Annotated in this window: 21 protein-coding genes; 12 read left to right on the top strand and 9 right to left on the bottom strand. The window is 62.4% G+C overall.

What is annotated here, in order from left to right:
* Positions 1 to 6: 6 nt before the first annotated feature.
* Positions 7 to 1,176, top strand: coding sequence for a PilT/PilU family type 4a pilus ATPase (locus QQJ86_RS18485; protein ID WP_284322432.1), 1,170 nt, complete (start codon positions 7 to 9; stop codon positions 1,174 to 1,176).
* Positions 1,177 to 1,426: 250 nt separating this feature from the next.
* On the opposite strand, the gene QQJ86_RS18480 is transcribed toward QQJ86_RS18485, so the two are convergent.
* From QQJ86_RS18480 to gshB, 7 genes are all read right to left on the bottom strand, one after another.
* Positions 1,427 to 2,368 (bottom strand): IS5 family transposase, encoded by a 942-nt coding sequence (locus QQJ86_RS18480; RefSeq protein ID WP_284322431.1) that lies wholly within the window; start codon positions 2,366 to 2,368, stop codon positions 1,427 to 1,429.
* Between the two features lie 159 nt (positions 2,369 to 2,527).
* Positions 2,528 to 4,291: an outer membrane protein assembly factor BamD gene (locus QQJ86_RS18475; RefSeq protein WP_284322430.1), complete on the bottom strand. Its 1,764-nt coding sequence runs from the start codon at positions 4,289 to 4,291 to the stop codon at positions 2,528 to 2,530.
* Between the two features lie 188 nt (positions 4,292 to 4,479).
* Positions 4,480 to 5,406, bottom strand: coding sequence for an aspartate carbamoyltransferase catalytic subunit (locus tag QQJ86_RS18470; RefSeq protein ID WP_284322429.1), 927 nt, complete (start codon positions 5,404 to 5,406; stop codon positions 4,480 to 4,482).
* A 79-nt stretch (positions 5,407 to 5,485) separates the two neighbouring features.
* Complete coding sequence (ruvX, locus tag QQJ86_RS18465; RefSeq protein WP_284322428.1) at positions 5,486 to 5,908, bottom strand: Holliday junction resolvase RuvX; 423 nt, start codon at positions 5,906 to 5,908, stop codon at positions 5,486 to 5,488.
* Positions 5,905 to 6,483: a YqgE/AlgH family protein gene (locus QQJ86_RS18460; RefSeq protein WP_284322427.1), complete on the bottom strand. Its 579-nt coding sequence runs from the start codon at positions 6,481 to 6,483 to the stop codon at positions 5,905 to 5,907. The genes ruvX and QQJ86_RS18460 overlap by 4 nt, the downstream gene beginning before the upstream one ends.
* Before the next feature lie 259 nt (positions 6,484 to 6,742).
* Entirely contained in the window at positions 6,743 to 7,606 is an 864-nt protein-coding gene (locus QQJ86_RS18455; RefSeq protein ID WP_284322426.1) for a TonB family protein, read from the bottom strand.
* Positions 7,603 to 8,565, bottom strand: coding sequence for a glutathione synthase (gene gshB, locus QQJ86_RS18450; RefSeq protein ID WP_284322425.1), 963 nt, complete (start codon positions 8,563 to 8,565; stop codon positions 7,603 to 7,605). The genes QQJ86_RS18455 and gshB overlap by 4 nt, the downstream gene beginning before the upstream one ends.
* A 396-nt stretch (positions 8,566 to 8,961) precedes the next feature.
* Here gshB and pilG point away from each other — a divergent pair, with 396 nt between their 5' ends.
* From pilG to QQJ86_RS18415, 7 genes are all read left to right on the top strand, one after another.
* Complete coding sequence (gene pilG, locus QQJ86_RS18445; RefSeq protein ID WP_188795642.1) at positions 8,962 to 9,321, top strand: twitching motility response regulator PilG; 360 nt, start codon at positions 8,962 to 8,964, stop codon at positions 9,319 to 9,321.
* Positions 9,322 to 9,353: 32 nt separating this feature from the next.
* A complete protein-coding gene (locus QQJ86_RS18440) occupies positions 9,354 to 9,725 on the top strand; it encodes a response regulator (protein WP_284322424.1) in 372 nt (123 codons plus the stop codon).
* Position 9,726: 1 nt separating this feature from the next.
* Positions 9,727 to 10,272, top strand: a complete 546-nt coding sequence (locus QQJ86_RS18435) for a chemotaxis protein CheW (protein ID WP_284322423.1) — start codon at positions 9,727 to 9,729, stop codon at positions 10,270 to 10,272.
* 111 nt (positions 10,273 to 10,383) lie between these two features.
* Positions 10,384 to 12,417, top strand: a complete 2,034-nt coding sequence (locus tag QQJ86_RS18430) for a methyl-accepting chemotaxis protein (RefSeq protein ID WP_284322422.1) — start codon at positions 10,384 to 10,386, stop codon at positions 12,415 to 12,417.
* 111 nt (positions 12,418 to 12,528) lie between these two features.
* The gene (locus tag QQJ86_RS18425; RefSeq protein WP_284322421.1) at positions 12,529 to 18,675 is read left to right on the top strand and encodes an Hpt domain-containing protein; all 6,147 of its coding nucleotides are present in this window, start codon (positions 12,529 to 12,531) and stop codon (positions 18,673 to 18,675) included.
* On the top strand, positions 18,665 to 20,494 hold the full coding sequence (locus QQJ86_RS18420) for a chemotaxis protein CheB (RefSeq protein WP_284322420.1): 1,830 nt from the start codon (positions 18,665 to 18,667) through the stop codon (positions 20,492 to 20,494). The genes QQJ86_RS18425 and QQJ86_RS18420 overlap by 11 nt, the downstream gene beginning before the upstream one ends.
* Positions 20,491 to 20,967, top strand: coding sequence for a chemotaxis protein CheW (locus QQJ86_RS18415; protein ID WP_284322419.1), 477 nt, complete (start codon positions 20,491 to 20,493; stop codon positions 20,965 to 20,967). Before QQJ86_RS18420 ends, QQJ86_RS18415 begins: the two co-directional genes overlap by 4 nt.
* Before the next feature lie 92 nt (positions 20,968 to 21,059).
* Here the strand turns inward: QQJ86_RS18415 and QQJ86_RS18410 are convergent, their stop codons facing one another.
* On the bottom strand, positions 21,060 to 21,794 hold the full coding sequence (locus QQJ86_RS18410; RefSeq protein ID WP_284322418.1) for a 16S rRNA (uracil(1498)-N(3))-methyltransferase: 735 nt from the start codon (positions 21,792 to 21,794) through the stop codon (positions 21,060 to 21,062).
* 168 nt (positions 21,795 to 21,962) lie between these two features.
* On the opposite strand from QQJ86_RS18410, the gene QQJ86_RS18405 reads away from it, so the two are divergent.
* Positions 21,963 to 22,283, top strand: a complete 321-nt coding sequence (locus tag QQJ86_RS18405; RefSeq protein ID WP_284322417.1) for a hypothetical protein — start codon at positions 21,963 to 21,965, stop codon at positions 22,281 to 22,283.
* Positions 22,284 to 22,443: 160 nt separating this feature from the next.
* On the opposite strand, the gene QQJ86_RS18400 is transcribed toward QQJ86_RS18405, so the two are convergent.
* On the bottom strand, positions 22,444 to 23,808 hold the full coding sequence (locus QQJ86_RS18400) for an adenosylmethionine--8-amino-7-oxononanoate transaminase (protein WP_284322416.1): 1,365 nt from the start codon (positions 23,806 to 23,808) through the stop codon (positions 22,444 to 22,446).
* A gap of 52 nt (positions 23,809 to 23,860) precedes the next feature.
* Between QQJ86_RS18400 and gspN the strand changes: the two genes are divergently transcribed.
* The 3 genes from gspN to nudE all read left to right on the top strand — a co-directional run bounded on the left by gspN (position 23,861) and on the right by nudE (position 26,059).
* The gene (gspN, locus tag QQJ86_RS18395) at positions 23,861 to 24,631 is read left to right on the top strand and encodes a type II secretion system protein N (RefSeq protein ID WP_284322415.1); all 771 of its coding nucleotides are present in this window, start codon (positions 23,861 to 23,863) and stop codon (positions 24,629 to 24,631) included.
* Positions 24,631 to 25,407 (top strand): inositol monophosphatase family protein, encoded by a 777-nt coding sequence (locus tag QQJ86_RS18390; RefSeq protein WP_284322414.1) that lies wholly within the window; start codon positions 24,631 to 24,633, stop codon positions 25,405 to 25,407. Before gspN ends, QQJ86_RS18390 begins: the two co-directional genes overlap by 1 nt.
* 94 nt (positions 25,408 to 25,501) lie before the next feature.
* The gene (gene nudE / locus QQJ86_RS18385) at positions 25,502 to 26,059 is read left to right on the top strand and encodes an ADP compounds hydrolase NudE (protein WP_284322413.1); all 558 of its coding nucleotides are present in this window, start codon (positions 25,502 to 25,504) and stop codon (positions 26,057 to 26,059) included.
* Positions 26,060 to 26,064 lie beyond the last annotated feature (5 nt).

Below are 26,064 nucleotides of genomic sequence, written 5' to 3'. Positions count from 1 at the left end.
CCCGCCATGAGCGAATTTGATTTCACCTCATTCCTGAAGTTGATGGTCCACAAGAAGGCGTCGGACCTGTTCATCACGGCCGGCGTACCGCCGTCCATGAAAGTGCAGGGACGCGTCGTGCCGATCACCCAGAGCCCGCTGTCTGCGCAGCAGTCGCGCGACATGGTGATCAACGTCATGACGCCCAACCAGCGTGAAGAGTTCGAGAAAACACACGAATGCCAGTTCGCGATTTCCGCGCAGGGCGTCGGCCGTTTCCGTGTGTCGTGTTTCTATCAGCGCAATTGCGTGGGCATGGTGCTGCGCCGGATCGAATCGAAGATCCCCACCATCGAGGAGCTGGGCCTGCCGCCGGTCATCAAGCAACTGGCGATGACCAAGCGCGGCATCATCATCTTCGTGGGTGCGACCGGTACAGGTAAATCCACCTCGCTGGCGTCGATGGTCGGCTATCGCAACCAGAATTCGACCGGTCACATCATCACCATCGAAGACCCGATCGAATACGTGCACAAGCACGAGGGTTGCATCATCACCCAGCGCGAGCTGGGCATTGATACCGATAGCTGGGAAAACGCGCTGAAGAACACGCTGCGTCAGGCGCCCGACGTGATTCTGATCGGCGAAGTGCGTACGCGCGAGACGATGGAGTACGCGATCAACTTCGCCGAAACCGGTCACTTGTGCCTATGTACGCTGCACGCCAACAACGCGAACCAGGCGATCGACCGCATCCTGCACTTCTTCGCGGAAGATCGGCGCCAACAGTTGTTCATGGATTTGTCCTTGAACCTGAAGGGCATCGTCGCGCAGCAGCTGATTCCCACGCCGGACGGCAAGGCGCGCCGTGTGGCGATGGAAGTGATGCTGGGCACGCCGCTGGTGCAGGACTACATCCGCCAGGGCGAGATTCACAAGCTCAAGGAAGTGATGAAGGAATCCAGCAACCTCGGCATGATGACCTTCGACCAGAGCCTGGTGCAGCTGTATCAGGCCGGCGAAATCAGCTACGAAGATGCCCTGCGTCACGCGGACAGCGCCAACGAAGTGCGCCTGCGCATCAAGCTGTCGCAGGGCGGCGATGCGCATACGCTGTCGCAAGGCCTGGAAGGTGTGGAACTGGAAGAGGATCGCACCAACCAGAATGGGATTGGTGGAGGGTTCCTGCGGCGTTGATGTAGCTCAACTCACTTTCCCGTCAGGGGAAGGAGCCAAGCTATAACATGATGTTGATGTCGTCATTCCCGCGAAAGCGGGAATTCAATTTGCCTTTTCGCACCAGAGCAAAGTGGATTCCCGCTTTCGCGGGACGTTTGAAAAACCTGCCTGTTCACATGCAGTCACCCGCGACACATTGTGAAACAAGCGCCCATAGCGTGCCGTCTTTTAACGATGGCAACCTCGTGAGGTCGCCATCGTTAGTCATCTATGCGATCCGATCCGCCGCTCGCGCCAGATTCCATGCCGTCAGGGTTAATAACGTCGCGGCTGTATTGCGCGCCAAACCGTAGTAACGCATGCGCATCAATCCGTAGGATCGCTTCAGCGCTCCAAACACCCCTTCAACTCGACCACGCACGCGTCCAATCAGCCGATTACGCACGATCTCCCAGCGGCGAAGCGGACGGCCTCGTGCCGCACGGCGTTGCACGCGATCCTTGATCTTCGCCGCGTGCAGTCGCTCGCGCATGGCCGGACCTACGTAACCTTTATCGGCCCATACCGCCGCTTCGTCCCCTTGCACCAAGGCGTGACCGATGCATACCTCGTTGACGTTCGCTGGCGTCACCTGCGCCGCCCTCACCAACTGCGAATCGCGATCCACCGCCACATGCAGCTTGTAGCCAAATGTCGCCTTCGCGCCGCGTTTGGTCCAGGCAGCGTCCGGATCGGTGGCCGAACGTCCACCGCCTTTCTGTTTGGGCGGTTCGCTCACCGCCGCCGGAATCAGGGTCGCATCGATGAGCGTGCCTCGCCGCAAGATCAATCCATGCGCATCCAACTGCCGATTCACTTCCGCAAACACCGCTTCGGCTTGCCCTTGCAGGCTTTGGCGAAACCGACACAGGCTCGAATGATCCGGCACCTTCTCGCCCAGGCTTAGTCCCACAAAGCGCCGAAACGACAGTCGGTCGCCCAGGGCTTCTTCCATCTCCGGATCACCCAAGCCATACCAGCTTTGCAGCAACAGAATCTTCAGCATCATCAACGCCGGATACGCCGGACGACCCGTTCGGGCCGTCCCACGCGGCGTCAGCGCTTGCTCCAACGAGGACCAGTCAATCAAGGTGTCGATGCGTTCCAGGCGGGCGTTACCACCACCTACCACTAAACCATCCACCAGGCTCATCGTCGGTTGTTTGCGCATCACTATGGCCCTTCGTTGGAGCAATGCTTAGTTTTGCAAACTTTCCGCTTTCGCGGGAATGACGGCGAGGTAATGATGGAACGTATTGGAGAGCATGGATTTGCCAAAAAAAGGAGCCTCGCGGCTCCTTTTTCGTTTAATGATTTCAGCGACGAAGCGTCACTTCATCTCTGTGTGCGTCGTAATCACCAGGCCCTGATCCTGCATCTGCACCCGCATGCCGATCGCCTTGATGCGCGCCGCTTCCGACTTCATCGCTTCGAACTGCGCCTTGGTGTTGGCGATCGCCGTCTTCTCATCGTTCTGCGGGTTGCTGTCGTCCGGATTCATGGTGGCCGCCATGGCGGCGGCGTTTTCGGCGCGCTGCTGCAACAGGGTGATCCAGTTGGCGTACATGTCGCCGTCCAGGCGCACGCGCATCAGCTCGCCGGCGTCACCGCCTTGCTGCTTGATCGTGTCGGCCAGCTTGCCGTCTTCGTCAGTGCCCACCGCAATGCCGATGGACTTGTTGGCCATGGCTGCCCAACCTGATTCGCCCAGCGCATTGGTAAGCTGGGCAGGCAGTACGACGGGCTTGCCATCGCTGGTGGGTTTCACGCCGTTGAGCATGGGGCTGGTGACCTGTGCCATCGCCAGCAAGCCCGCCGGGTTGTTGGTGCCGATCACCACGCGGCCGGAGAGCTTCGGCATGCCGCCACCTGGGTTGGGCGTGTAGCTGTCCACCGCAACGTGCAGACCGAGCAGATCGCCGATCGGCGGTACCGCAGCCTTCTGCACGGCGTCACCAAGGCTGCTGAAGGTTTCGTTGAGGTTGTCCAGCATGGGGCAAGTGAACGGCTTGTCCGTGACCGCTTGTGCCTGGGCGCCCCAGAACGCGCGGATCTGCTGCATTGGCAACGCCAGGCTCATTTCGAACGGTGCAGTGGGGTCGCTGCCGAGGCCGGGCAGCTCCACCTTCAAACCGTTGAACGCGCTGACGATGTCGTTGGCCAGTGTCACATCGAATCGCATGTCGCGATGTTTTTCGTCCAGCGTGGTGTAGCCCACGCTCATCCTGGGCACGCGCGCGGCAATGCGGTCGGCTTCACCTGAGCAACTGGGCGCAACCTGCATCAGGTTGGTCACGGGTTCGCCGGTTTTGGCAGATTCGTTTTCTGCGCGCATCTTTTGCAGCGACTGCGCCAGCGGATCCTGGCCGCTGACGAACAGCGGGAGCAAGCGCGTCAGGTCGATTTCACCCACCGCCCACTTGGCGTAGCCCTTGGACTTGGCCAGGTCCGTGAGGCGATCCGTGTCCTGCACGCTCTTGGCCGGACGATCGAGGCCCAGTGCCTGGCGCAGCAGTGGCTGGGCGGCATCCTGCGGCAGCATGGCGATCACGGCGTGCTTGCCGACCACGGCAATGATGAACTGCACATGCGAAGCCGGCGTGACGTAACGCTGATAGCTCTGCGTACCGAGCGTCACTGTATCGAACTTCTTGCCGTAATCATTTTGCAGCTTGGCGACGAACTGCTGGAACGCGTTCGCGTCTGCCAGCTCCATGCGCAGCACCGGCGACAGGCCCAGGCCATACAGCGCCATGTAGCCCTTGGGATTGAGGCCGGTTTCCTGGATCACCTGTTCGGCCGTGTTGCCGTCGAATTCGCCGGCAACAGTCCGCAGGTATTTCGCCATGTCCTGATCTTTCTCGGCCAACTGGTCGGCCTGCGCTTTCATCTGTGCGACTTGCGCGGGCATCTCCGCATCGACCTGGGCCAGGATGGCCTTGCGCGTGCTGTCATCCAGCACGTCCAGGTTGGCGATCACGTAAGGGGTATCCGCCGGCGCGAAGGCCAGGGGGGCATCCTTGTCTTTGTGCGAGCAGGCGGCCAGCAGCAAGCCGGAGAACGCCAGCGCCAGCACGCGCTTGGGTCTACGCATATTCTTCCCCAGGGGTGTCGTGTTCAACCGCAGCATTATGCCTGCTTTGGCGTGTTGCCGCTGTGGTTGCAGCGCGCCATTTCCCGTTTCGATGGCGACAGGTCGTGGGTTGGGGTGCAAACCCCAACATGGCCATGTGCGCGTGTACGCCGACGTTAGGGTTTGCACCCCAACCTAAGTGTGGCCTCTTATCGCGCCAGCATCTCGCCCAGCACGGCCATGCGCACGAACACGCCGTTACCCACCTGCTCGAGGATGCGCGACTGCGGACCGTCGGCGACTTCGGGGGCAATTTCGATACCACGATTGATCGGGCCCGGATGCATCACCAGGCAACCGCGCGCGGCCTTGGCCAGGCGGCGGGCGTCGAGCCCGTATTCACGAAAATAGGCCGCTTCGTCGGGCAGCTCGATGCTGGCCATGCGTTCTTTCTGCAGGCGAAGCGTGATGGCCACATCGGCGCCTTCGATGGCATCGTCGAAGTTGTCGTAGAACTTGCAGGCGGGGAATTCGCTCTGGTCCGGCATCAGCGAGGCAGGGCCGCACAGACGCACTTCGCGCGCGCCAAGCCGGGTGAAGGCATGCACATCCGAGCGGGCGACACGCGAATGTTTCACGTCGCCGCAGATCACCACGATGAGCTGGCTGAAATCCGGCCGATGCTGGCGGATGGTCAACGCGTCGAGCAGGCCTTGCGTGGGGTGCGCGCGATTGCCGTCGCCGGCGTTGATCACCGACACACCGCTCATGGCATGGCGCACTAGTTCGTCTGGTGTGCCCGACACTTTGTGGCGCACGATGATGGCGTCCAGATGCATCGCTTCCAACGTGTGCAAGGTGTCGAACAGTTCCTCGCCCTTGGCGGTGGAGGAAAAGCCGATGTCGAAATTGATCACGTCCGCGCCCAGGCGGCGTGCGGCCAGCTCGAATGACGTGCGGGTGCGCGTAGACGGCTCGAAGAACAAATTGAGAATGGTGCGCCCGTTGAGCAGATCCAGCTTGCGCGTGCCGTGTGCGCAGGCGTCGCGCATGATGATGGCTCGGTCCAGCAGTCGCTCAATGCAATCGCGCGACAGATTTTCCAGGGTGGTGAGGTGGCGCAGGCGTGAAATCATGGCGATGGTCTTTTGACTGTTGTTGTTAGAGCCTGATTATGGCCTCGGTGTGGGCCACGCCGAGACCATAATCAGGATCTTATGCGGCTTGATGTAACCAGCGTTCGAGAATCACTGCGGCGGCTTCCGCGTCGAGCTGTGTGGCATCGCGGCGACGCTTCAAGCCGGCGGAGCGTGCTTGGGCGAAACGCTGCGCGGCTTCGCGCGAACTGTGGCGTTCGTCCACCAGATCCACGGGCATGCTATAGCGCTCGTGCAAGCGCTCGGCGAAGCGGCGTGCGCGTTTGCTGGCGGTTTGTTCTTCACCTTCGAGTGTAAGCGGCAATCCCACCACGAAGCTCTCGGGCAACCATTCACCGCGCAAGGCATCGAGTGTCGCCCAGTCGGGCATGTCGTCGCGCATCGGAATGGTGGCGATGGCGCGGGCGCTGGCTGTGATGCGATTGCCGACCGCGACGCCGATAAGCTTGCTGCCGACGTCAAAGCCGAAGACGCAGCTCATGCGTGGCCCGCGTAGCCGGGGAGTTGCAGCGGGTCGATGCCGACCAGTCCGGCGGCGGCGCTCCAGCGTTCTTCCAACGGGGTGTGGAAGATCACTCGCTCGCTTGCTTCGGCGGTGAGCCACGTGTTGTCTTTCAGTTCCTGCTCGAGCTGACCGGCACCCCAGCCCGAGTAACCGAGCGCCATCAGCGCCAGACGAGGGCCGTCACCCGATGCCATGGCGACCAGGATGTCGCGCGAAGTCGTCACCGACCAGTCCGCGTTGATGCGATAGCTCGATTCCCAGTGGCCGTGCTCGCGATGCAGTACGAAGCCGCGCTCCTGCTGTACCGGGCCACCGATCAGCACCGGCGCGTCGGCGAGTTCAGGGTCCTTGCAGTCGAGCTTCATCTGCGCCAGCACGTCGCCGAAACGGTATTCGGAAAGCTGGTTCACCAGCAGCCCCACTGCGCCGTCCTCATCGTGCTGGCAGATGAAAGCTACGCCGCGCGAGAACGGTGGTTCGGTCAGGCTGGGCATTGCAATCAGGAACTGGCCGGCGAGGGTCGGGGGAGACTTGGTCTGCATGGTGGCCATTGTATGCGCTGTGCGTGGTCGCGTCTGCGGCAAACAAATAGGGTGGTTGGGGTGCAAGCCCCAACATCGCTGGTACCAGCCGATGCGCCAGTATCGCGCTCGACGGTGTTACAGCACTGTTATTGCGTCATGCGCCGGAGCATTTTACGAAGCCGTCATGGGCGGAAGCGGGACGGGTTGAGGCGTGCGGCAGCTTGTGTGATGTCGACGGGCATGGTGATGCTTGGGTTTGCATCCCAATCTACGCGGAGCGATGCGTTCAGCGCGTCTTGAGCACGTCGCCCGGCTGGAACTCCCAGGTGCGCGTGATGTAGAGGATGTCCACCTTCTCCTTGCTGTCCGGTGGCAACGGCGGGAACGGCGCGCATAGTTTCACGATCGCGATCGCCGCTTTGTCGATGACGCTGTAGCCTGAGCTTTTCGTAACGTCGATGTCATGGATGCTGCCATCCCGATTCAGGCCCACGGTGAGAATCACATCGCCGTGCAGTTGCTGGTCGCGGGCTTGCTGTGGGTAATTCAGATTGCCCACGCGCTCGATGCGATCCACCCAGCCGCGCATGTAGGCGGCATAGGCGTATTCCTTGGTGCTGGCGGAGATGAATTTCTTGTGCGGCCGCTTCGCATAGGCCTGCGATTGCTGGCGCAATTCCGCGGCGAGCTGCGCGGCTTGTTGTTCGATGCGGGCTTCATCCGCGGTGGTGTCCGGTGTATCCCGTGCGTTCTTGGCAGTGTCGCTGTTGACGCTGAAGCTGGCTTGCCCAGTGGTGGTGAGCATGCGTTGATCAGTGGCTTGCTGCGGCGAGGGCGTCGCGGCCTGCACCGGCTGCACGGCCGTGCCCTGGCTGGGCATCGGCAGCAGGCCGGAGAAGGGCTGTGAAGGGCGTTGCGATTTGTCGCTTTCGCCACCGCCCTTGTTGTTGGCCTGGGCGAGAAAATCAGCCTTGTCCGGCGCCTCGCTGTTGGCGACGTTCACCAGCGTCACGTCGAGTGTGGGCAGGGCCGGACGCGTCACCACATAGCTGACGCCGATGCCGAACAGCAGCAGGCCGTGAACCAGCAGCGAAAAAACAAAAGTGGCCCCGATCTTGTTATCGCCGGGGCGGCGGGCTACAGCATTCACGCGGACCTGGTCTCGAGAGCGTCAAATAGCAATCCGGCGATATTAAGCCCGAACTGCTTGTCCAGTTCGCGCGCGCAGGTCGGCGATGTGACGTTGATCTCGGTCAGGTAGTCGCCGATCACGTCCAGACCCACGAAGCGCAGGCCGCGGCGGCGCAATTCCGGACCGATCTCGGCCGCGATCCAGCGATCGCGGTCGGAAAGCGGCACGCCTTCGCCGCGTCCGCCGGCGGCAAGGTTGCCGCGGAATTCGTCGCCCTGCGGGATGCGCGCCAGTGCGTAGGGTATCGGTTCACCGTCAATCATCAGGATGCGCTTGTCGCCCGCACTGATCTGCGGAATGAATTTCTGCGCCATGGCGAAGTGGCGGCCATGGCCGTGCGAGTCGCCGACGAGCAGGGTTTCCAGCATCGAGTTGAGATTCTTGTCACCCGACTGCACACGGAAGATGCCACGTCCGCCCATGCCATCCAGCGGCTTGAGCACGGCGTCGCCGTGCTCAGCCACGAAGCGGCGCAGCTCGGCCGGATCGCGTGCCACCAGGGTCGGTGCCATGCACTGCGGGAAGTGCATGGCGAACACTTTCTCGTTGCAGTCACGCAGTGCGCGCGGATCGTTCACCACCTGCACGCCATCGCGTTGGGCCACGTCCATGACCAGGGTGTCGTAGACGAACTGGGCATCGACCGGCGGATCCTTGCGCAACAGCACGGTGCCTATTTCGCGCAGATCGGTCCAGCGCGCTTCGCCAAGGGTGTACCAGCCGGCAGGGTCATCCTTCACACTCAATGGGCGCAATCGCGCCCACGGTGCGCCATCACGCAAGGCCAGGTCGCCTTGTTCCATGTAGTGCAGCCGGTGGCCGCGGCGCTGGGCTTCCAAAAGCAGGGCGAAGGTGGTGTCCTTGGCAATCTTGATGCTGCCGATGGGATCCATCAGCACAGCGACCGAACGGGGCATGGCGGTTCCGGTAGCGGGTGGGGCGTGCATGTTCGCCGAGGTGATTGGGAGGCCACAAGGGTGGTGTGCGCGAAACCCGGCCGGGCAGGGACACTCTCTTGTCAGGAAGGTATCTCTATAGGTCTTTCTTCACATTTGTGTTCGCGATTTTGGTGATAAACGCCCCCGCCACAACGTTTTTTCCTTGACGGAAGACCGCCCAGGCAGTAAACAGCAACGACGGAGTGCCCGACAAAGATCGGGCGCCCAAAAAGCGTTTCAGCAGGAATTTTTTATCAGCGTTCGGCGGGCGGCCGTTTGCCGCGTGCGGGATGACATACCTGAGCCTGGGGCAGGCAGCAGGGGGGTTAAGTGAACTTGAACGTAGCTACGAACGGCCTGGCTGGTCTGAAGGTCATGGTCATTGACGACTCAAAGACCATCCGCCGCACGGCGGAAACCTTGCTCAAGAAAGAAGGATGCGAGGTGCTTACCGCCGTCGACGGCTTCGAGGCGTTGGCTAAGATTTCCGACCAGAAACCGGCCATCATTTTCGTGGACATCATGATGCCGCGGCTGGATGGCTATCAGACGTGCGCGCTGATCAAGAACAATCCGCAATTCCGTTCGACGCCGGTGATCATGCTGAGCTCGAAGGACGGTTTGTTCGACAAAGCGCGTGGCCGCATTGTCGGCGCGGAGCAATACCTCACCAAGCCGTTCACACGCGATGAACTGCTTGGTGCCATCCACCGTCATGTCGCCAGCACGGTTTAAAGGTTGTGAAGAAGAGCTCTGAAGGGGGAGCTGTGGCCAACATCCTCATCATCGACGATTCGCCCACGGACGTGCGCGTGTTTTCCACCATGCTCGAACGGGCAGGGCATCGCGTCGACTCCTGCAACAATGCGGAGGACGGCATCGAGCGCGTGCGCGCCACACGGCCGGATCTCGTCATCATGGACGTCATCATGCCGGGCATGAACGGTTTCCAGGCGACGCGCACGCTCACGCGCGACCCGGCCACCGCCAGCGTGCCGATCGTGATCATCACCACCAAGTCGATGGAAACCGACCGTGTGTGGGGCATGCGGCAGGGCGCCAAGGCCTTCATCACCAAACCGGTGAATGAGAAGGACCTGCTGGCATGCATCAACGAACTGCTGCCGAAGGCTGCCTGAAATGACGGTAGCAGTCGCCCAGTCGCCCTTCGAGATCCTGGCCCGCTACGAACGGCTTTCACTGGCGCACGCGTCCGGTACGCAGGAGCGTTTCGAAGCGCCCGGTCTGTGGCGTGGCATCGGTTATCGCGCCGGCGGCTACCTGTTTGTAAGCGCCATCGAAGAGATCAACGAGTTGTTGGCCGTGCCCACGCTTACCCCCGTGCCCGGTACCAAGCCGTGGCTGCTGGGCGTGGCGAACGTGCGCGGCAACCTGATGCCGGTGGTGGACATGGCGCGCTTCCTGTTCAGCGAGCGCACGCTGCATTCCGAGCGCGCACGCCTCTTGGTGGTGCGCCAGGGTGCCGGCAGCGTGGCGCTACTGGTCGATGAAGTATTCGGACAGCGCACGGTGGACGCGGAACAACGCCGCGATGCCGAGCGCGAAGACGATCCACGCCTGACGCGTTTCGTCGACGATCGCGTGGAAGTGGACGGACAGCGCCTGGCGCTGTTCAGCATGGGCAAGTTGGTTCGTGCACCCGATTTTCGCCAGGCAGCTGCCTGATGAAGCGGTTGTTGTCGGCACGGGTTGCGCCCGGAGCGGGGCGAGAGCTTCGGAAATTCTTGACTGGCACGCGTTGGCGTGCCGGTGCAGTAGACGGATGAGGTGAAGATCATGAGCACTACAGGGGGCGTCGGCAAGGAAAGGGGATACACCATCCTCATCGTATTGCTGGTGGTTTCGATCGGCTTCGCGGCGATCGACTTCGTATTACTCAACCTCAAGAACGGCGAAGACCGCCAGGCGATTGCGTTGACCACGCAGATCCAGGTGTTGTCGCAGCAGACGGCCAAGTACGCGCTGGAAGCTTCCGGCGGTAACCCCGATTCGTTCGCTGAGCTGGAGAACGCGCGCGACGCGATCGATTCGGCCACACAGCGCCTGGTCAACGGCGACACCAAGACCGGCATGAAGCCCTATGCCGACCAGAACGCCACGCCCACCGGCCGTTCCGTCAGCAAGCTGGCCGATGCGTGGAAACAGCTCGACGGCGATATCGGCAAGATCCTTTCCAACAAGGCGGTCGTGCTCGATTCGACGCAGCGCGCGGACGATCTGTCCAAGCAGTTGCCGCTGCTCAACTCCAACATGGAGCAGGTGGTCAACATCCTGCAGCAGCGCAAGGGCAGCAGCGCGGACGAAATGCTTGGCGCTTCGCGTCAGATGTTGCTGGCCGACCGTATCATCCGCCGCGTGCAGGAAGTGCTGCAGGGTGGTGAATCGGCACAGGCCTCCGCTGACGGCCTGTCGCGCGACGCGCAGAGCTACGGCGAAGTGCTCAAGGGCTTGCTGCAAGGCAACCAGAGCATGGGCGTGCAGCAGCTGGGCGATGCGAACGGTCGCAAGATTCTTTCGCAGATGCAGGGCGACTGGGACAAGCTGAGCGATCCAGTCTCCAAGCTCGTGGCCGCGGCCAGCAACCTCGCCGTGGTGAAGAGCGCCGGCAACCAGGCTTCGCTGGATTCGCAGAACGTGCTGCTGCGCGCGAACGACCTTGCCGAACAGATTGGCCAGCTTCCCGTGCGTCGTTTGTTCCCGAACGTGGGCTGGGGCGTGGTCGGTGCGCTTGGCGCCGTGGCCTTCGCCGTCTTGCTGGTGTTCCAACTGGTGACCGACCAGCGTCGCCGCTTCCGCGAGAGTACCGAACTCAACCAGCGTAACCAGGAGGCCATCATGCGCCTGCTGGACGAAATGGGTTCGCTCGCCGAAGGTGACCTGACCGTAAAGACCACCGTGTCCGAAGACATCACGGGTGCGATCGCCGACTCGGTGAACTACGCTATCGACGAGTTGCGCACCCTGGTGACGACGATTAACGAAACCTCCGAGCAGGTGTCGTCTTCGGCGCAGGAAACGCAGACTACCGCACGCCATCTGGCCGACGCCGCGAAAGCGCAGGCGCACCGCATCAGCACGGCGACCACCGCGATCAACCAGATCGCGACGTCGATGGACGATGTGTCGAAGAATTCCGCCGAATCGGCCGACGTGGCCGAGCGCTCGGTGCAAATCGCTTCCCGCGGTGCCGAGGTGGTGCGCGAGACGATTTCCGGCATGGACTCGATCCGCGACCAGATCCAGGAAACGTCCAAGCGTATTAAGCGACTGGGTGAATCCTCGCAGGAAATCGGCTCCATCGTGGAACTGATTAACGACATTGCCGAACAGACCAACATCCTCGCCTTGAACGCGGCTATCCAAGCAGCCTCGGCGGGTGAAGCGGGCCGCGGTTTCGCGGTGGTGGCGGACGAAGTGCAGCGCCTCGCGGAACGCTCCGCGAGCGCCACGAAGCGAATTGAAACGCTGGTGCAGACGATTCAGTCCGACACCAACGAAGCGGTGAACTCGATGGAACAGACCACCGCCGAAGTGGTGGCAGGTGCCCGCAAGGCCGAGGACGCCGGCAGCGCACTGGGCGACATCGAGCGCGTATCGCACGACTTGTCCGCACTGATTCAAAACATCTCCGCCGCTGCGCGTCAGCAGTCGATCGCCGCGACGGATATTTCCCAATCCATGAATGCGATTCAGGAAATCACCTCGCAGACGTCGCAAGGCGCAAGCCAAACGGCCGAATCGATTGGCTACCTGGCGCAACTGGCAAGCGACCTGCGCCGCTCGGTGGCGCACTTCAAGCTGCCGGGCTGACCGGTGTTACTGGACCTGCTGTTATTAGGCCGGGTGTTATTAGGCATCTACAAGAGGGCAACCTCGACGGTTGTGTCAAAGCGCCAAGAGCGCAGCCGCTGAGGGGGGCGCATGAGACTTCAAGACCACATCGATTTCACCACGCTCCAGTGGGTCAAGCCTGAGCTTGACGAGACGCTTGCGCTCGCGCGACAGGCGCTTGAGTCCTACGTGGACAATCCCGGCGAGCGCCAGGTCATGCGCAACTGCGCCGAGAACCTGCATCAGGTGCAAGGCACCTTGCGCATGGTCGAGCTGTATGGCGCCGCGATGGTCGCCGAGGAGATGGAGACACTCGCCATCTCGCTGCTCGAAGACCACGTACGCAACCGCGAAGACGCTTATGCCGCGCTGATGCGCGGCCTGATGCAGCTGCCCGATTATCTGGAACGCCTTTCCAGCGGTCACCGCGACGTACCGGTGGTGCTGCTGCCGCTATTGAACGAACTGCGCGCCAGCCGTGAGCAGGAAGCGCTGAGCGAAGCGGCTCTGTTCGCGCCTAATCTGGATACCCCGCTGCCGCCGCAGGCACCGGTGGCCGCTGCGGCTGTCGACGTGCAGCGCCGCAAGACCGAAATCAACGAATTGCGCCTGCGCTTCCAGCAGCAATTGCTGGCCTGGTTCCGCGGCCAAGGTGGCTCGCAGCAACTCGCCGGCATGCGCAACACGCTTGCTGCCATCGGCGCTCGCTGTAGCACCGTGCCGGGGCGTCGCCTGTGGTGGATCACCTCCGGTGTGCTGGAAGGCCTCGATCAGGGCATGCTCAAGAGCTACGCCGCCGACGTGCGGCAGCTGATCGGCAAGGTCGATCGCAGCATCCGCCAACTGATCGAGCAGGGCGAAGACGCCATGCAGGGCGGTGACTCCGACGATCTGGCGCGCAAGCTGCTGTACATCGTGGCGCAGTCCAAGCAACGCAGCCAACAGATGGCGCTGCTGGCGCAGACATACAACCTCGACAACCTGATGCCCGATGCCACCGAGCTGGAACATGCTCGCGGGTCGATGGCCGGGCATAACCGCGCCTTGCTCGACTCCGTGGCGCGCGCGCTGAAGGACGATCTGCTGCGCGTGAAGGAAGCGCTGGATCTGTTCCTGCGCCAGAACGATGCCGATCCGGCGCAACTCGGTGCGCAAGCCGAAGTGCTGGAACGCGTCGGCGATACGCTCGGGATGCTCGCGCTGAACGTGCCGCGCCGCGTGGTGAACGAACAGCGTCGAGTGCTGGAAGAAGTCGCCAATCGCATGCGCAGTCCCGATGAGGAATCGCTGCTCGACGTGGCCGGCGCATTGCTCTATGTGGAAGCGTCGCTGGACGATCACATCGAAAGCCTTGGCGCGGACAACGTGCACGAGGAAGAACAAAAGGTCTCGATGCTGCCGCGCAGCGAGGCGCGGCACATTCTTGCCACGCTGATGAACGAGGCCGTGGGCAACACCGGCAAGGTGAAGAACGGCATCGTCGCGTTCGTCGAATCCGGCTGGCAGCACGAACAGCTCGATGGTTTGCCGGCGATGATGGACGAAGTGGCCGGCGCCATGCGCATGCTGTCTTCGCCGCGCTCGGCGGAGATCGCCGAAGGCGTGGGCCGCTTCATCGGCAACGAGCTGTGCATCGACAAGCGCATTCCCAGCAGTGCGCAGATGGATCAGCTGGCCGACGCGATCGCCGCATTGGAGTATTACCTCGAAGCTGCGCGTGAACATCGCGGTGGGCTCGAACATGTCCTGGACGTCGCCGAGCACAGCCTGGGTGGATTGGGCTACTGGCCTCCGCCGGAGGCCAAGGAAGCACCGGAAAGCGCGCCGGAGATACACGCACCGGCAGCTGCGCCGGTGGAGGCCGTCTCTGCGCCAGTACCCGCATCCGCACCCGCTCTCAACGAGTCGGTCACGGTCGCGCACGGCGAAGACGCCACAGCGCTCTTCGTCGGCAGCAGCGAAACGCCTGTACCGGCTGCGCACGACGTCACCGGTCTGCACTTGGTCGAAACCGAACCGCACGCGTACACGCATGCGGCTGAGGAAAGTAGCGACTGGGTCGAGATCGAAGAGGAAATCGAGGAACAGGTTTCGGGCGTCGATCCGCTGGCCTTCACGGCCGGCTTCCAGGCCAGCACCGAAGGCATCGACGACGACATCCGCGACATCTTCCTGGAGGAAATGCAGGAAGAGATCAGCAACCTGCGCCATGCGCAGCAGACCTGGATGACGGATCCGGCGCAGCTGTCCGAGCTCACGTCGATCCGCCGTTCGTTCCACACGCTGAAGGGTTCGGGCCGCCTGGTCGGCGCCGCCGTGCTGGGCGAATTCGCCTGGCGCGTGGAGAACATGCTCAATCGCGTGCTGGACGGCAGCATCCAGGCGCACAGCGGCGTACAGGCGCTGGTCGGTCACGCCATCGAGGCACTGCCCCAGCTGTATTCCATGCTGAAGGAAGGCACCGTGCCGACCGTGCCGCTCAGCGCGATCATGCAGGCTGCCGATCATCTCTCCGCCGGCGAGCAGGCCGATGTGGCGCAGTTCCTCACCACGGGCACGCAGACTGTGCGGCATGTGGTACGCCGCCGCGTGCCACGCGTAGCGACCGATGCGATTCCGACCGCTACGCACACCGATCACTCGGTTGCTGCTGCACAGCCGATCGAGGAGCCGGTCATTCCCGCCGTCATGGCGATGGAAGCGCCGGTGCTGCCGCCGGTCGACCCGGTGCTGTTGGAAATCCTGCGCAGCGAAGTGGCGCAGTACCTCCAAACCATCCGCAATGCAGTGACTTTCGCCAAGGGCGAACTGCCGGTCGAAGACGGTCTGTTGCGCGCCGTGCACACCCTGCATGGCGCCATCGCGATGGTCGACATTCCGCTGCTGATCCAGCTGCTGTCGCCGTTGGAAAGCCTGCTCAAGCGCTTGCGCGCAGCCGGTCAGCCGCTCTCGCTCGAAGGCTTGAGCCTGCTGCGCCAGAGTGCCGACGTCGTCGATGAAGTCATGGCCCAGTTCGACACGCCACATCCGCAGTTGCCGGATGCGACCGCGCTGATCACGCGCCTCACCGAGCTGCGCGATCACCAACCCGAACCGCAGATGGCGCACGTGGTGTTCGAGCCGCACGCCGTCGAGCCGGTGTCGTTCGAGCCGGTGCGCGTGGCCGAGCCGGTCGAACCCGAAGAACAAGCGCACATTGCGGCCGAAGAGCCAACGGTTGAAACGCCGGTCGAGACGACTGCGGAACCGTTTGTCGAATCGCCCGCCATCGCGGGAGAGGACTACACCGCCGAGTTGCTCGATGCGCTCGCCGCGGAAGGTCCTGGCGAAGCTGAGCCCGAGCCCGTGCTGCAGCATCTCGAGCCCGAACCCAGCGCGCAGGACGCAGATTTCGCGGAACTTCTCGCCAGCCTCGAAGCGCTCGACACCGGTCACCACGCTGTTAGCGAGGAAGCGGCCGAAGAACCAGCCGCGATCGAACATCATCTCGACTTTGGTTTCGAAGCGGCGAACGAGCCGGTGGAAGAACCGGCGCACGAAGAACCCGTGCATGCGTTCGTCAGCGAGACCATGCTCGAAGAACCGACTGTGGCCGAGCCGGAAGCGGCTGCGCCAGAAGTGGCTCAACCTGAAGTGGTCGAGCCCGAAGTTGTCGATCATCAGGCTATCGAGCATCAAGCCGTCGAGCATGAGATCGAGCAGCCGGTGGAAGAGCCGGTCGTACAGGCGCCGCATCACGAAGAACCTGTTGTCGCTGAAGCACCGCAACAGGAAACGATCGAACGTCAGCCGGCAGAACGCGTGCCGGCCGGCGAGCTGATGAGCTTCAACCACATCGACCCGGATTTGCTGGAAATCTTCAGCGAAGAAGCGCGCGAGATTCTCGACGACGCCGACGGCACGCTCGCGAAATGGCATGCCGAGCCGACCGATGTTTCACACATGGCCGGACTCCTGCGTGCGCTGCACACCCTCAAGGGTGGCGCGCGCATCGCCGGTGTCACACCGGTGGGCGATCTTAGCCACGCGCTGGAAAGCTTGCTCGAACATTCGCATGGCATCGACCCGCAGAAGACCGGTTCGCTGATCGGCACGCTTGAAGCTGCGTTCGACGAAATGCATGGCCTCGTGCAGCGCGTATCGCAAGGCAAGGCCATTGCCTATCCGCATGCCATGATCGCGCGCCTGACGGGCGGTGACGTGCACGAGACGCAGGCGCATGAAGCGTCAGCACTCGTTGCCGAAGAAGCCCCCGTTGCCGAAGCGCCCGCTCCTGCGCCCGTTGCAGCAGCGCCGGCTCCGGAAGTCAGCGCGTTGGAACTGCCTTCGCTGCTGCCCGCGGAAAACGACGCGCAGGCCGAAGAAGCAGGCCGCACCGCGCAGGAACAGATTCGCGTACGTGCGGAACTGCTGGACAGCCTGGTAAATCACGCGGGCGAAGTAGCGATCTACCGTTCGCGTCTGGAGCAGCAGGTTTCGGCCTACCGCTTCAACCTGGTCGAACTTGAACAGACCGTATCGCGTCTGCGCAGCCAGCTGCGCATGCTCGAAATCGAAACCGAAGCGCAGATCATCGCGCGCTTCCAGCGCGAGCATCGCGAAGCGGGCATGGCGGTGTTCGATCCGCTGGAACTGGACCGCTTCTCGCAGCTGCAGCAGTACTCACGTGCGCTGGCCGAATCGGTGTCGGACTTGGTGTCGATCCAGAGCATGCTGGACGATCTCACCCGTCAGGCCGAAACGCTGCTGATCCAGCAGTCCCGCGTAAGTTCGGAACTGCAGGAAGGTCTGTTGCGCACGCGCATGCTGCCGTTCGACACCATGGTGCCGAACCTGCGCCGCACGCTGCGTCAGGCCGCGCAAGAAGAAGGCAAGAGCGCGCAGCTGTACGTGGAAGGCGCGCACGGTGAAATGGACCGCAACCTGCTCGACCGCATCAAGGCGCCGTTCGAGCACATGCTGCGCAACGCCGTGGCGCACGGTATCGAAACGCCGGAAGCGCGCCGCGCGTCCGGCAAGTCGGAAGAGGGCGCAGTGCGCATCCGCGTGGCGCGCGAAGCCACCGAGGTGGTGATCCGCGTCAGCGACGACGGCCGCGGCCTGGACCGCGAGGCGATTCGCAAGCGTGCGATCGAGCGTGGGCTGATTCGCGCTGATACACGCTTGTTCGACGACCAGTTGCTCTCGCTGATCACCCTGACCGGTTTCTCCACCGCCAGCACCGTCACCCAGCTCGCCGGCCGCGGCGTGGGCATGGACGTGGTGGCCAGCGAGATCAAGGCAATGGGCGGTTCGCTCGCGATCGAGTCGCGTCAGGGCGAAGGCACCACCTTTGTGCTGCGACTGCCGTTCACCCTCGCGGTGACGCAGGCGATCCTGGTGCGCATCGGCGAATCCACTTTCGCCATCCCGATGACCTCGGTACAGGGTGTTGCACGCATCAGTCCAGATGAGCTGTCACAGCGTCTGGTGGAAGAAAATCCGCAGTTCGATTACAACGGCGAGGATTACGCCATCCACGACCTGGCCGGCCTGCTTGGCCTGACCCCAGGCATGGGCGATGAAGAACAGCTGCCGTTGCTGCTGACTCGTTCGGGTGAACTGCGTGCCGCCATCCGCGTCGACGCCGTGATCGGTTCGCGCGAAATCGTGGTGAAGTCGGTCGGCCCGCAAGTGAGCTCGGTGCCCGGCATCCTCGGTGCGACCATCATGGGCGATGGCTCGGTGCTGGTGATTCTCGACCTCGCGCCGCTGGTGCGTCATGGCCTGGCCCGTCGCGAACAGCGCCTGGCCGAAGGCGTGCATTACGCCACCGTCGCGCCGGTGATCGAAGAAGAACGCTTGCGCCCGCTGGTGATGGTGGTCGACGACTCGATCACCATGCGCAAGGTCACCGGCCGCGTGCTCGAACGCCACGAATACGAAGTGGAAACCGCGAAGGACGGCCTCGACGCGTTGGAAAAACTGCACGAACGCGTGCCGAATCTGATGCTGCTCGACATCGAAATGCCGCGCATGGACGGCTACGAACTGGCGACGCAGATGAAGGCCGATCCGCGCCTGCGCCACGTGCCGATCATCATGATCACCTCGCGTACCGGCGAAAAGCATCGCCAGCGCGCCTTCGACATCGGTGTGGAACGTTATCTCGGCAAGCCGTATCAAGAAGCCGAGTTGCTGGCTCAAATCAGCGAAGTACTGGAGCAACACGCGCAGGAGCCGGTGAATGAGCAATAACGCTGTTGCGGTAGCGCTGCTGTTCGATGACGTGGAGTTGGGAAGTCATCTGCGCACCGCACTTTCCGAGCACGGTGCTCGGATTGCGCACGAAGGTCCGGTCAGCAGCTTCGACGTAGTGAAACTGCGGCAAGCCGGCGTGAACGTGCTGGTGGTGAATCTGGACGACTCGGTGGACGACGCCGCGCTTGACCTGATCTATGAGCTGGTCGCTGCCGGCGACATTCCCGTCGTCTTCAACGATGCGCAGGCCAGTCGTGGCCTGGACGGCTGGGATCGTGCGCGGTGGGCGCGCCATCTGGCCGCTAAAACGCTCAAGAGCGACACCATTGATCCGCCGCGCCCAGAGCATGCGCGTGCGGTGGAAGTACCCGTGACGCCGGTGATGCCTGCTGCGGTGGAACCACAGCCCGAGCCACTGGCTGCCGCCGCTGCACTGCCCGTTGTAGAACCGCTGCTCGAACCGGAGCCCGAACTGGAACCACTGCCTGAGCCGGTGGCGGAAGTTCCCGCGGCGCACGAACCCATCGTAGACACATCGCTGGTGCACGAGGAAGTTGCTGCCGCGCCGGCCTCGTCCGAAACACTGGCGGCTGAATTGGAAGCGCTGCTGGCGTCCGACGAAGCGCCGCACGAGCCGGAAAACGAATTCGGTTCGCTGAAATTCAAGGCGGAAGAGGATTTGCAGCCGCTGCACGACGGCGATTTCAGTTGGCATGACGACGCCGTGCCTGTTGCGCACGATGACATTCCGACCTCGCTTGCGTTCGCGCCCGCAGCCGTACCGGAACCGGCTCGGATGGAAGCGCCGACGTTCAACATCAATCACGATGACATTCCGACGTCGCCTGGATTCGCTCCTGCGCCGGTACCTGAACCGGAGCCGGCGCGTATGCAGGCCCCAGCGTTCAACATCAACCTGGATCACCTCTCGCTCGCTTCGCTTGACGAGGAGTTCACCCCGCCGGTGATCGAAAAGGCGACGCTTGCCCAACAGACACCCTCGCCTGTCGCACCGGAATGGGGCTTCATGGCGGAGGATGATCATGCGGCGACGCCACCCGCGGGCGATAAGGCGTTCGGTATCGAGAAAGTCAGCGCGTCGGACTATCTGGCACCCGATGTCGAGTTTCTGGAACACGAGTCGCCGGTCGAGCCGGGTATGAGCCTGGAACTGGTGTCGATGGAAGAAGCTATCGCGCCCCAGGACGAATACGTGCCAGTCGAGTCGCATCTGCAGGAGCTGGATTCCGCGTTCGCGAACTTGCTCGTACTCGGTGCAGCGCGTGACAGCGATGCATCGTTGGCGACTTTCCTCGGCGCACTGCCGGGCAATCTGAAAATGCCGATCCTGCTCACCCAGCATCACAGCCGGGATGCATTGGAACCGTTGATTGCATCACTGACCACACGTTGCAGCTTGCCGATCAAGGTTGCCGCTACGGGTATGCGCGCGCGCAATGGCGAAGTCGTGGTGGTGCCGCGTGGGCAGCAGGTGCGCATCACTCGCGACGGTCGCGTGGAACTCAGTGCCGCGAACGATGACGTCAGTGGCATGCTGCCCTCCATCGACAGCAGCTTCACGATGGCGGCGAACGTATTTGGGCGTGACGCACTGGCGATCGTGTTCGCCGGCCAAGCCACCGATGCCGTGGCTGGCGCACAAGCCATCCATGATCGTGGCGGGCAGGTGTGGGTGGAAGCGGCCTTCAGCGATCACTACACAGACATGGTCAACGGCGTGATGGCCGAACGCCTGGCCAGCTTTTCCGGTTCGCCGCAGGAATTGGCGGTGCGGCTGGTGGAGGACTTCCGATGAGTGAACAGCCGTTACCCCGCGAAATCCGCTGCGTGCTGGTACCAGTAGGCAATCTGCGCCTGCTGCTGCCGAATGCGACCGTGGCCGAAGTGATCACCTTCGCCACCCCCGAACCCGTTGCCGGCGCCCCTGAGTGGTTGCTCGGCCGCATTGCTTGGCGTGGTTGGCGCGTGCCGCTGGTGTCATTCACCAAGCTGGCCAATGCCGAGGAAGGCGACACCGAACTCAGCGTGCGTGTGGCTGTGCTCAAGGCGCTTGGCGACAATCCCGACGTGCCGTTCGTTGCGGTGGTCACGCAAGGTTTCCCGCGCCTGACCACACTCAACGCCGAGCTGATCATTCCCACGCATGATGGCAAGCCATTGCCGCGCGGCGTGAAAGCGCAGGTGCTGGTGCGCGATGACATTGCAGTGATTCCGGATCTCGAAGGTATCGAGATCGAGGTGACCGAGTTGCTGCGTCAGGCGAGCTGATTTCTACTGCCTAGATCATGCAGGTTGGGTTAGCGCAACGTAACCCAACAATTTCAGGCCATTGTTGTTGGGTTACGCTGGGCTAACCCAACCTACAAATCCCCGTGCAACGCTTGCAACGCAGCCAGCGCGGCCAATCCCGCAGTTTCTGTGCGCAAAATGCGCGGCCCTAGTTGCAGCCCTCGAAAGCCAGCTTCGCGCAGTGCCGCAACATCGCGCTCGCCTAAGCCGCCTTCGGGTCCCACCACCAGCAAGCCACCTGACTCGCTGAAGCGCACTTCACGCGCTCGCTGAGTACCCTCGGGCAGCAACGCCAGACGCTGGGCGCCATCATTGGCAAGACCTTCCAGCCAGGTTTGCAGTGGTTGCGCAGGCATCACTTCGGGGAGGCGTACGCGACCGCTTTGCTCGCACGCACTGGCAGCCACCGCGCGCCAATGCTGTAGGCGTTTTTCCGCGCGGGCGGGATCGAGCTTTACTTCGGAGCGTTCGGTAAACAAGGGCACGATGCGCGCAACACCCAGTTCAGTGGCTTTCTGCACGATCAGATCCATCTTCTCGCCACGCGCAACACCTTGCGCCAACGTAAGTTGCAGCGGTGATTCATTCGCAACTTCTTCGCAGCCGTCGATGTGGACGACTACATCGCGCTTGCCGACGCTCACGATCGTGGTTACGTAGTCGTAGCCATCGCCGTTGAAAACGGTTAGTGCGTCCCCCGCATTCATGCGCAGCACGCGCGCCACGTGCTCCGCGGCTTGCACAGGCAAGCTCAGTGTGGCGGCAGGCGTCAGCGGCTGGTCGACGTGGATGCGGATGGTGCGCATAAGCTTCGATCAATGGCAGGTTGTCCAGCATAGCGCTAGGCGCATCGTTGTTCAGCCATCTGAACGCGTTCCAGTAAAATAGGCCTTGCGATGAACCTAAGCTGGTATCAGCATGGTCTTACCTACGTAGCTCGCTCTTTTCCCCCATTTGCGAGCAGGAGGTTTGCCATGTTCAAACGGGTTATTTGCGCAGCTCTGGCGGCTGGTATGGTGACCGTGGCATTCGCTGCACCGCAAAGCGCGCCTCAAGCGGATCAGCAAGCGTCCGCACCGGCCAAGACCGTGCCGCGCTCGCCGCTCAAACCGGGCGATCGTAATTGCATCCGTGATACCGGCAGCCTGATCAAGGCCAAGCCGGGTGAATGCTTGCCGGTCGCGGGCCGTTCGTATAGCAAGCAGGATATCGATGCCACTGGCGAAACCCAGCTTGGGCCAGCGCTGGAGAGACTGGATCCGGCCGTTACGATTCGCGGCGGCGGTGGTCATTAGCTGCTGCACCCTTCCTTCTTCCTTTGGGAGAAGGTGCCCGAAGGGCGGATGAGGGTTCGGGCGAAGCGTGATCTAGACTTTTCACGCAAGTCTTGGTTTTTGCGCGTTGATCGCACCCTCACCCCAACCCCTCTCCCGAAGATGGAGAGGGGCATTTGCATCAGGCTACGACCGCACGCGCAATCCCTGCGCTAGCTACATCCACGAGATGATCAATCTCGTCTTCGCTCACCACGTAGGGCGGCATGAAGTAGATGATGTTGCCCAACGGCCGCAGCAACGCGCCGTGTTCCAGTCCATGCAAATAGACGCGCAAGCCGCGCCGTTCCTCCGAAGGAAACGCGCGTCGCGTTGCCTTGTCAGCCACCAACTCCACCGCAGCGATCATGCCGTGCTGACGTACGTCAGCCACGTTTGGATGCTCGCGTAGTGGTGCCAGTCGCTTGGCAAGATGCGCAGTTAGCGTCCGGTTATGTTCCAGCACCGGTTCGTCGCGAAAGATGTTCAAGGTTTCCAGCGCAGCTCGGCATGCAAGCGGATTGCCGGTGTAGCTGTGCGAGTGCAGAAACGCTTTGCCTGCACTGTATTCGGCGTAGAAGGCGTCATACATGCGCTGCGTGGTGAGCACGGCGGAGAGCGGCAGGGTGCCGCCAGTCAGCCCCTTGGACAGGCACATGAAATCCGGCGCAATAGCGGCCTGTTCGCACGCGAACATCGTGCCGGTGCGACCGAAACCCACGGCGATTTCATCAGCGATGAGGTGCACGTGATACTGATCGCACAACGCACGCAGGCCGCTGAGATAACTCGGGTGATACATGCGCATGCCGCCAGCGCATTGCACCAATGGCTCCACGATTACTGCGCAGGCTTCTTGCGCGTGGCGCTCCAGCAGCTCGCGCATGGTTTCCAACCGGCGCGCGGCGATTTGTTCGGGCGATTCGCCCGGTTCACCTTCGTATATATCGGGTGAGGGCGCGAGTATCGGAGTAAGCAGCAAGGGCGCATAGGTCTTGCGGTACAGCGCTACGTCGCTGACCGACAAGGCACCAAGCGTTTCGCCGTGATAACTGCCGGTGAGCGCAATGAATCGCGTCTTTTCACCATGTCCCTGGTTGAGCCAATAGTGGAAGCTCATTTTCAGCGCCACTTCGATGGCCGCCGAACCGTTGTCGGCGAAGAAGACCTTCTCCAAACCTTGCGGCGTGATGTCCACCAGCCGCTCGGCCAATTCGATCGCGACCGGATGCGTAAAACCGGCAAAAATCACGTGCTCCAGCGTGCGGGCCTGTTCGGCCAGCGCCGCGGCGATACGCGGATTGGCATGGCCGAACAGATTGGTCCACCAGGAGCTGATGCCATCCAGATAGCGGCGCCCGTCCGCGTCGATCAGCCACGCGCCTTCACCTCGCACAATCGGCACCATCGGTACGTATTCGTGATCGTGCATCTGGGTGCAGGGGTGCCAGATGTGGCGGAGATCGCGCTGGGCGAGGGCGGCGTTGGCGTCGAGTTGATGATTCATGTGGCTATGATCGGGGTAGCCGCGATAGGGCTCAAGCATTGACGGAAGGCTGATGAAGCGTTGGTTGTCGATTTTTCTGGTAGGTGTGCTTGCTGTAGGTGCGCTGATATGGTTCGTTCCGGCAAGCTGGGCCTTGCCCTTGTTGCAGTCGCAGCTGCGTGGCGTGCACTTGGAGGGAGTCAGCGGAACGCTGTGGCAGGGCCGGGCTGAGCAAGTGTCGATTGCGAATGGTCCGCCGCTCGGTAGCCTCGATTGGACGCTTTCTCATCGCGCCCTGCTCGGCGATATCCACGTAGGCGTGGACCTCCATCAGCCGCAGCTGCAGCTGAAGGCCCAGATACATCGTCCTTCCTCGACACAGATGGACGTGCGTGACCTCACTCTGCATATGAATATGGCGATGCTCGGCACGCAACCGTGGCTGCACGGAGCGCCGCAAGGCCTGCTTGATGTGCAGATGCCGCAGGCACAGTTACAGGGCATTTGGCCGATGCAGCTCGATGCTACCGGCAACTGGTGGCAGGCTTCAGTCCGCACCGCGCAAGGCGAAGTTCCTTTGGGCACGATGATGCTGGCAGTCACCGGCCAGTCGGGCGCCATCCAGGGCACGCTCAACGACAATGGCAGCGGCCCGGTACAGACGTCCGGACGGCTATCTCTCAGCCCTTTGGGCTGGGATTTGCAAATTCGCCTTATTCCCCGCAACGATGATCCCGCTGTGCTGAGCTGGCTACGCAGCCTGGGCACACCTGCAGCGGACGGCACGCTCGAACTCCGCTATCGTGGTGGTTTGGCACAACTGAGTCCTGCGGCAAGGCAATGATGAACGAACAGCGATGGGGCGCGGCGCTGAAAGCCGCGCGCGAAGCGGCGGACGCAGCCGCCGAGGTGATTAGGCATTACTGGCGTCGTGGCGTCGATGTGGAGATCAAATCCGACGCTACGCCGGTGACGATCGCCGACCGCGAAGCCGAGCAGGCGATTCGCGCCATCCTTGCGCCGGCACTGCCAGGTGCGGCGATCTACGGTGAGGAGTTCGGCCTCGACAACGACAGCGCGGAATGGCTCTGGTTGGTCGATCCACTGGATGGCACCAAAAGCTTCGTGCGCCGCACGCCGTTTTTCTCCACTCAAATCGCGCTGATGTATCGGGGGGAACTGGTGCTGGGTTTATCGAGTGCACCGGTCTATGGCGAAACCATGTGGGCTCATGCAGGCGGCGGCACGTGGTTCAACGGCGAGCGCGTGCACGTGGCGGCAACGACTGAAATGGCGCAGGCGTCCATCTCCACCGGCAACGTCAAGACGCTTACGGGCGATGCGCGATGGCAGGCATTGGGCCAGATGATTCGCGACAGCAACCGCATCCGCGGTTATGGCGATTTCTGCCATTACCACCTGCTTGCGCGCGGAGGGCTGGATCTGGTGATCGAGTCCGATGTGAATATTCTCGACGTGGCTGCGCTGGCAGTGATCGTGCGCGAGGCGGGTGGCGTATTCACTGATCTGGAAGGCAAGTCGCTGAATCTGGAAACCCGCAGTGTGTTGGCCGGTACGCCGGCGATTCATGCGCAGGCGCTCAATCGTTTCAGTCGATAGCCGAGCTGCCCAAGACATTGCGCAAGGTTGCCCCTCACCCCAGCCCTCTCCCCCGGCGGGGAGAGGGAGCAAAAGCCAGTTACAATCCCTTCCCATGCCGCCTCGCTACCCCGTCATCCACGCCACGCGCGACACCACCACCAGCAGCTTCCTGCATGTGGAGCAGGTGGATCTGGAATTCTCCAACGGCCAGCACCGTACCTATGAGCGGCTCAAAGGGCGGGGCCTGGGCGCGGTCATCATCGTGCCCATGCTGGACGATGAAACCGTGCTGCTGGTCCGCGAATACGGCGTCGGCGTGGACCGTTACGAACTGGGCCTGCCCAAAGGTCGGCTCGACCAGGACGAAACGGTGGAGCAGGGCGCGGATCGCGAGCTGAAGGAAGAAGTCGGCTACGGCGCGCGCAAGCTCAAGATCCTGCACAACCTCTCGTTGTCGCCGTCGTACATGACGCACATGGCGCACGTGGTGCTGGCACAAGATCTTTACCCCGAACGACTGCAGGGCGACGAACCCGAGCCGCTTGAAGTCGTGCCGTGGAAACTCGCCGAATTGCACACCCTGGTCTCACGGGACGATGTCACCGAAGGCCGCTCCATCGCCGCGCTGTTCCTTGCGCGCGAATACCTTGCCGGACGTTTGCACATCTAGTGAGC

Source organism: Dyella acidisoli, assembly GCF_030160295.1.
Lineage (GTDB): Bacteria > Pseudomonadota > Gammaproteobacteria > Xanthomonadales > Rhodanobacteraceae > Dyella_B > Dyella_B acidisoli.
Note: the sequence above shows the minus strand (reverse complement) of the source record. Positions and strands in the feature narration are given on the sequence as shown.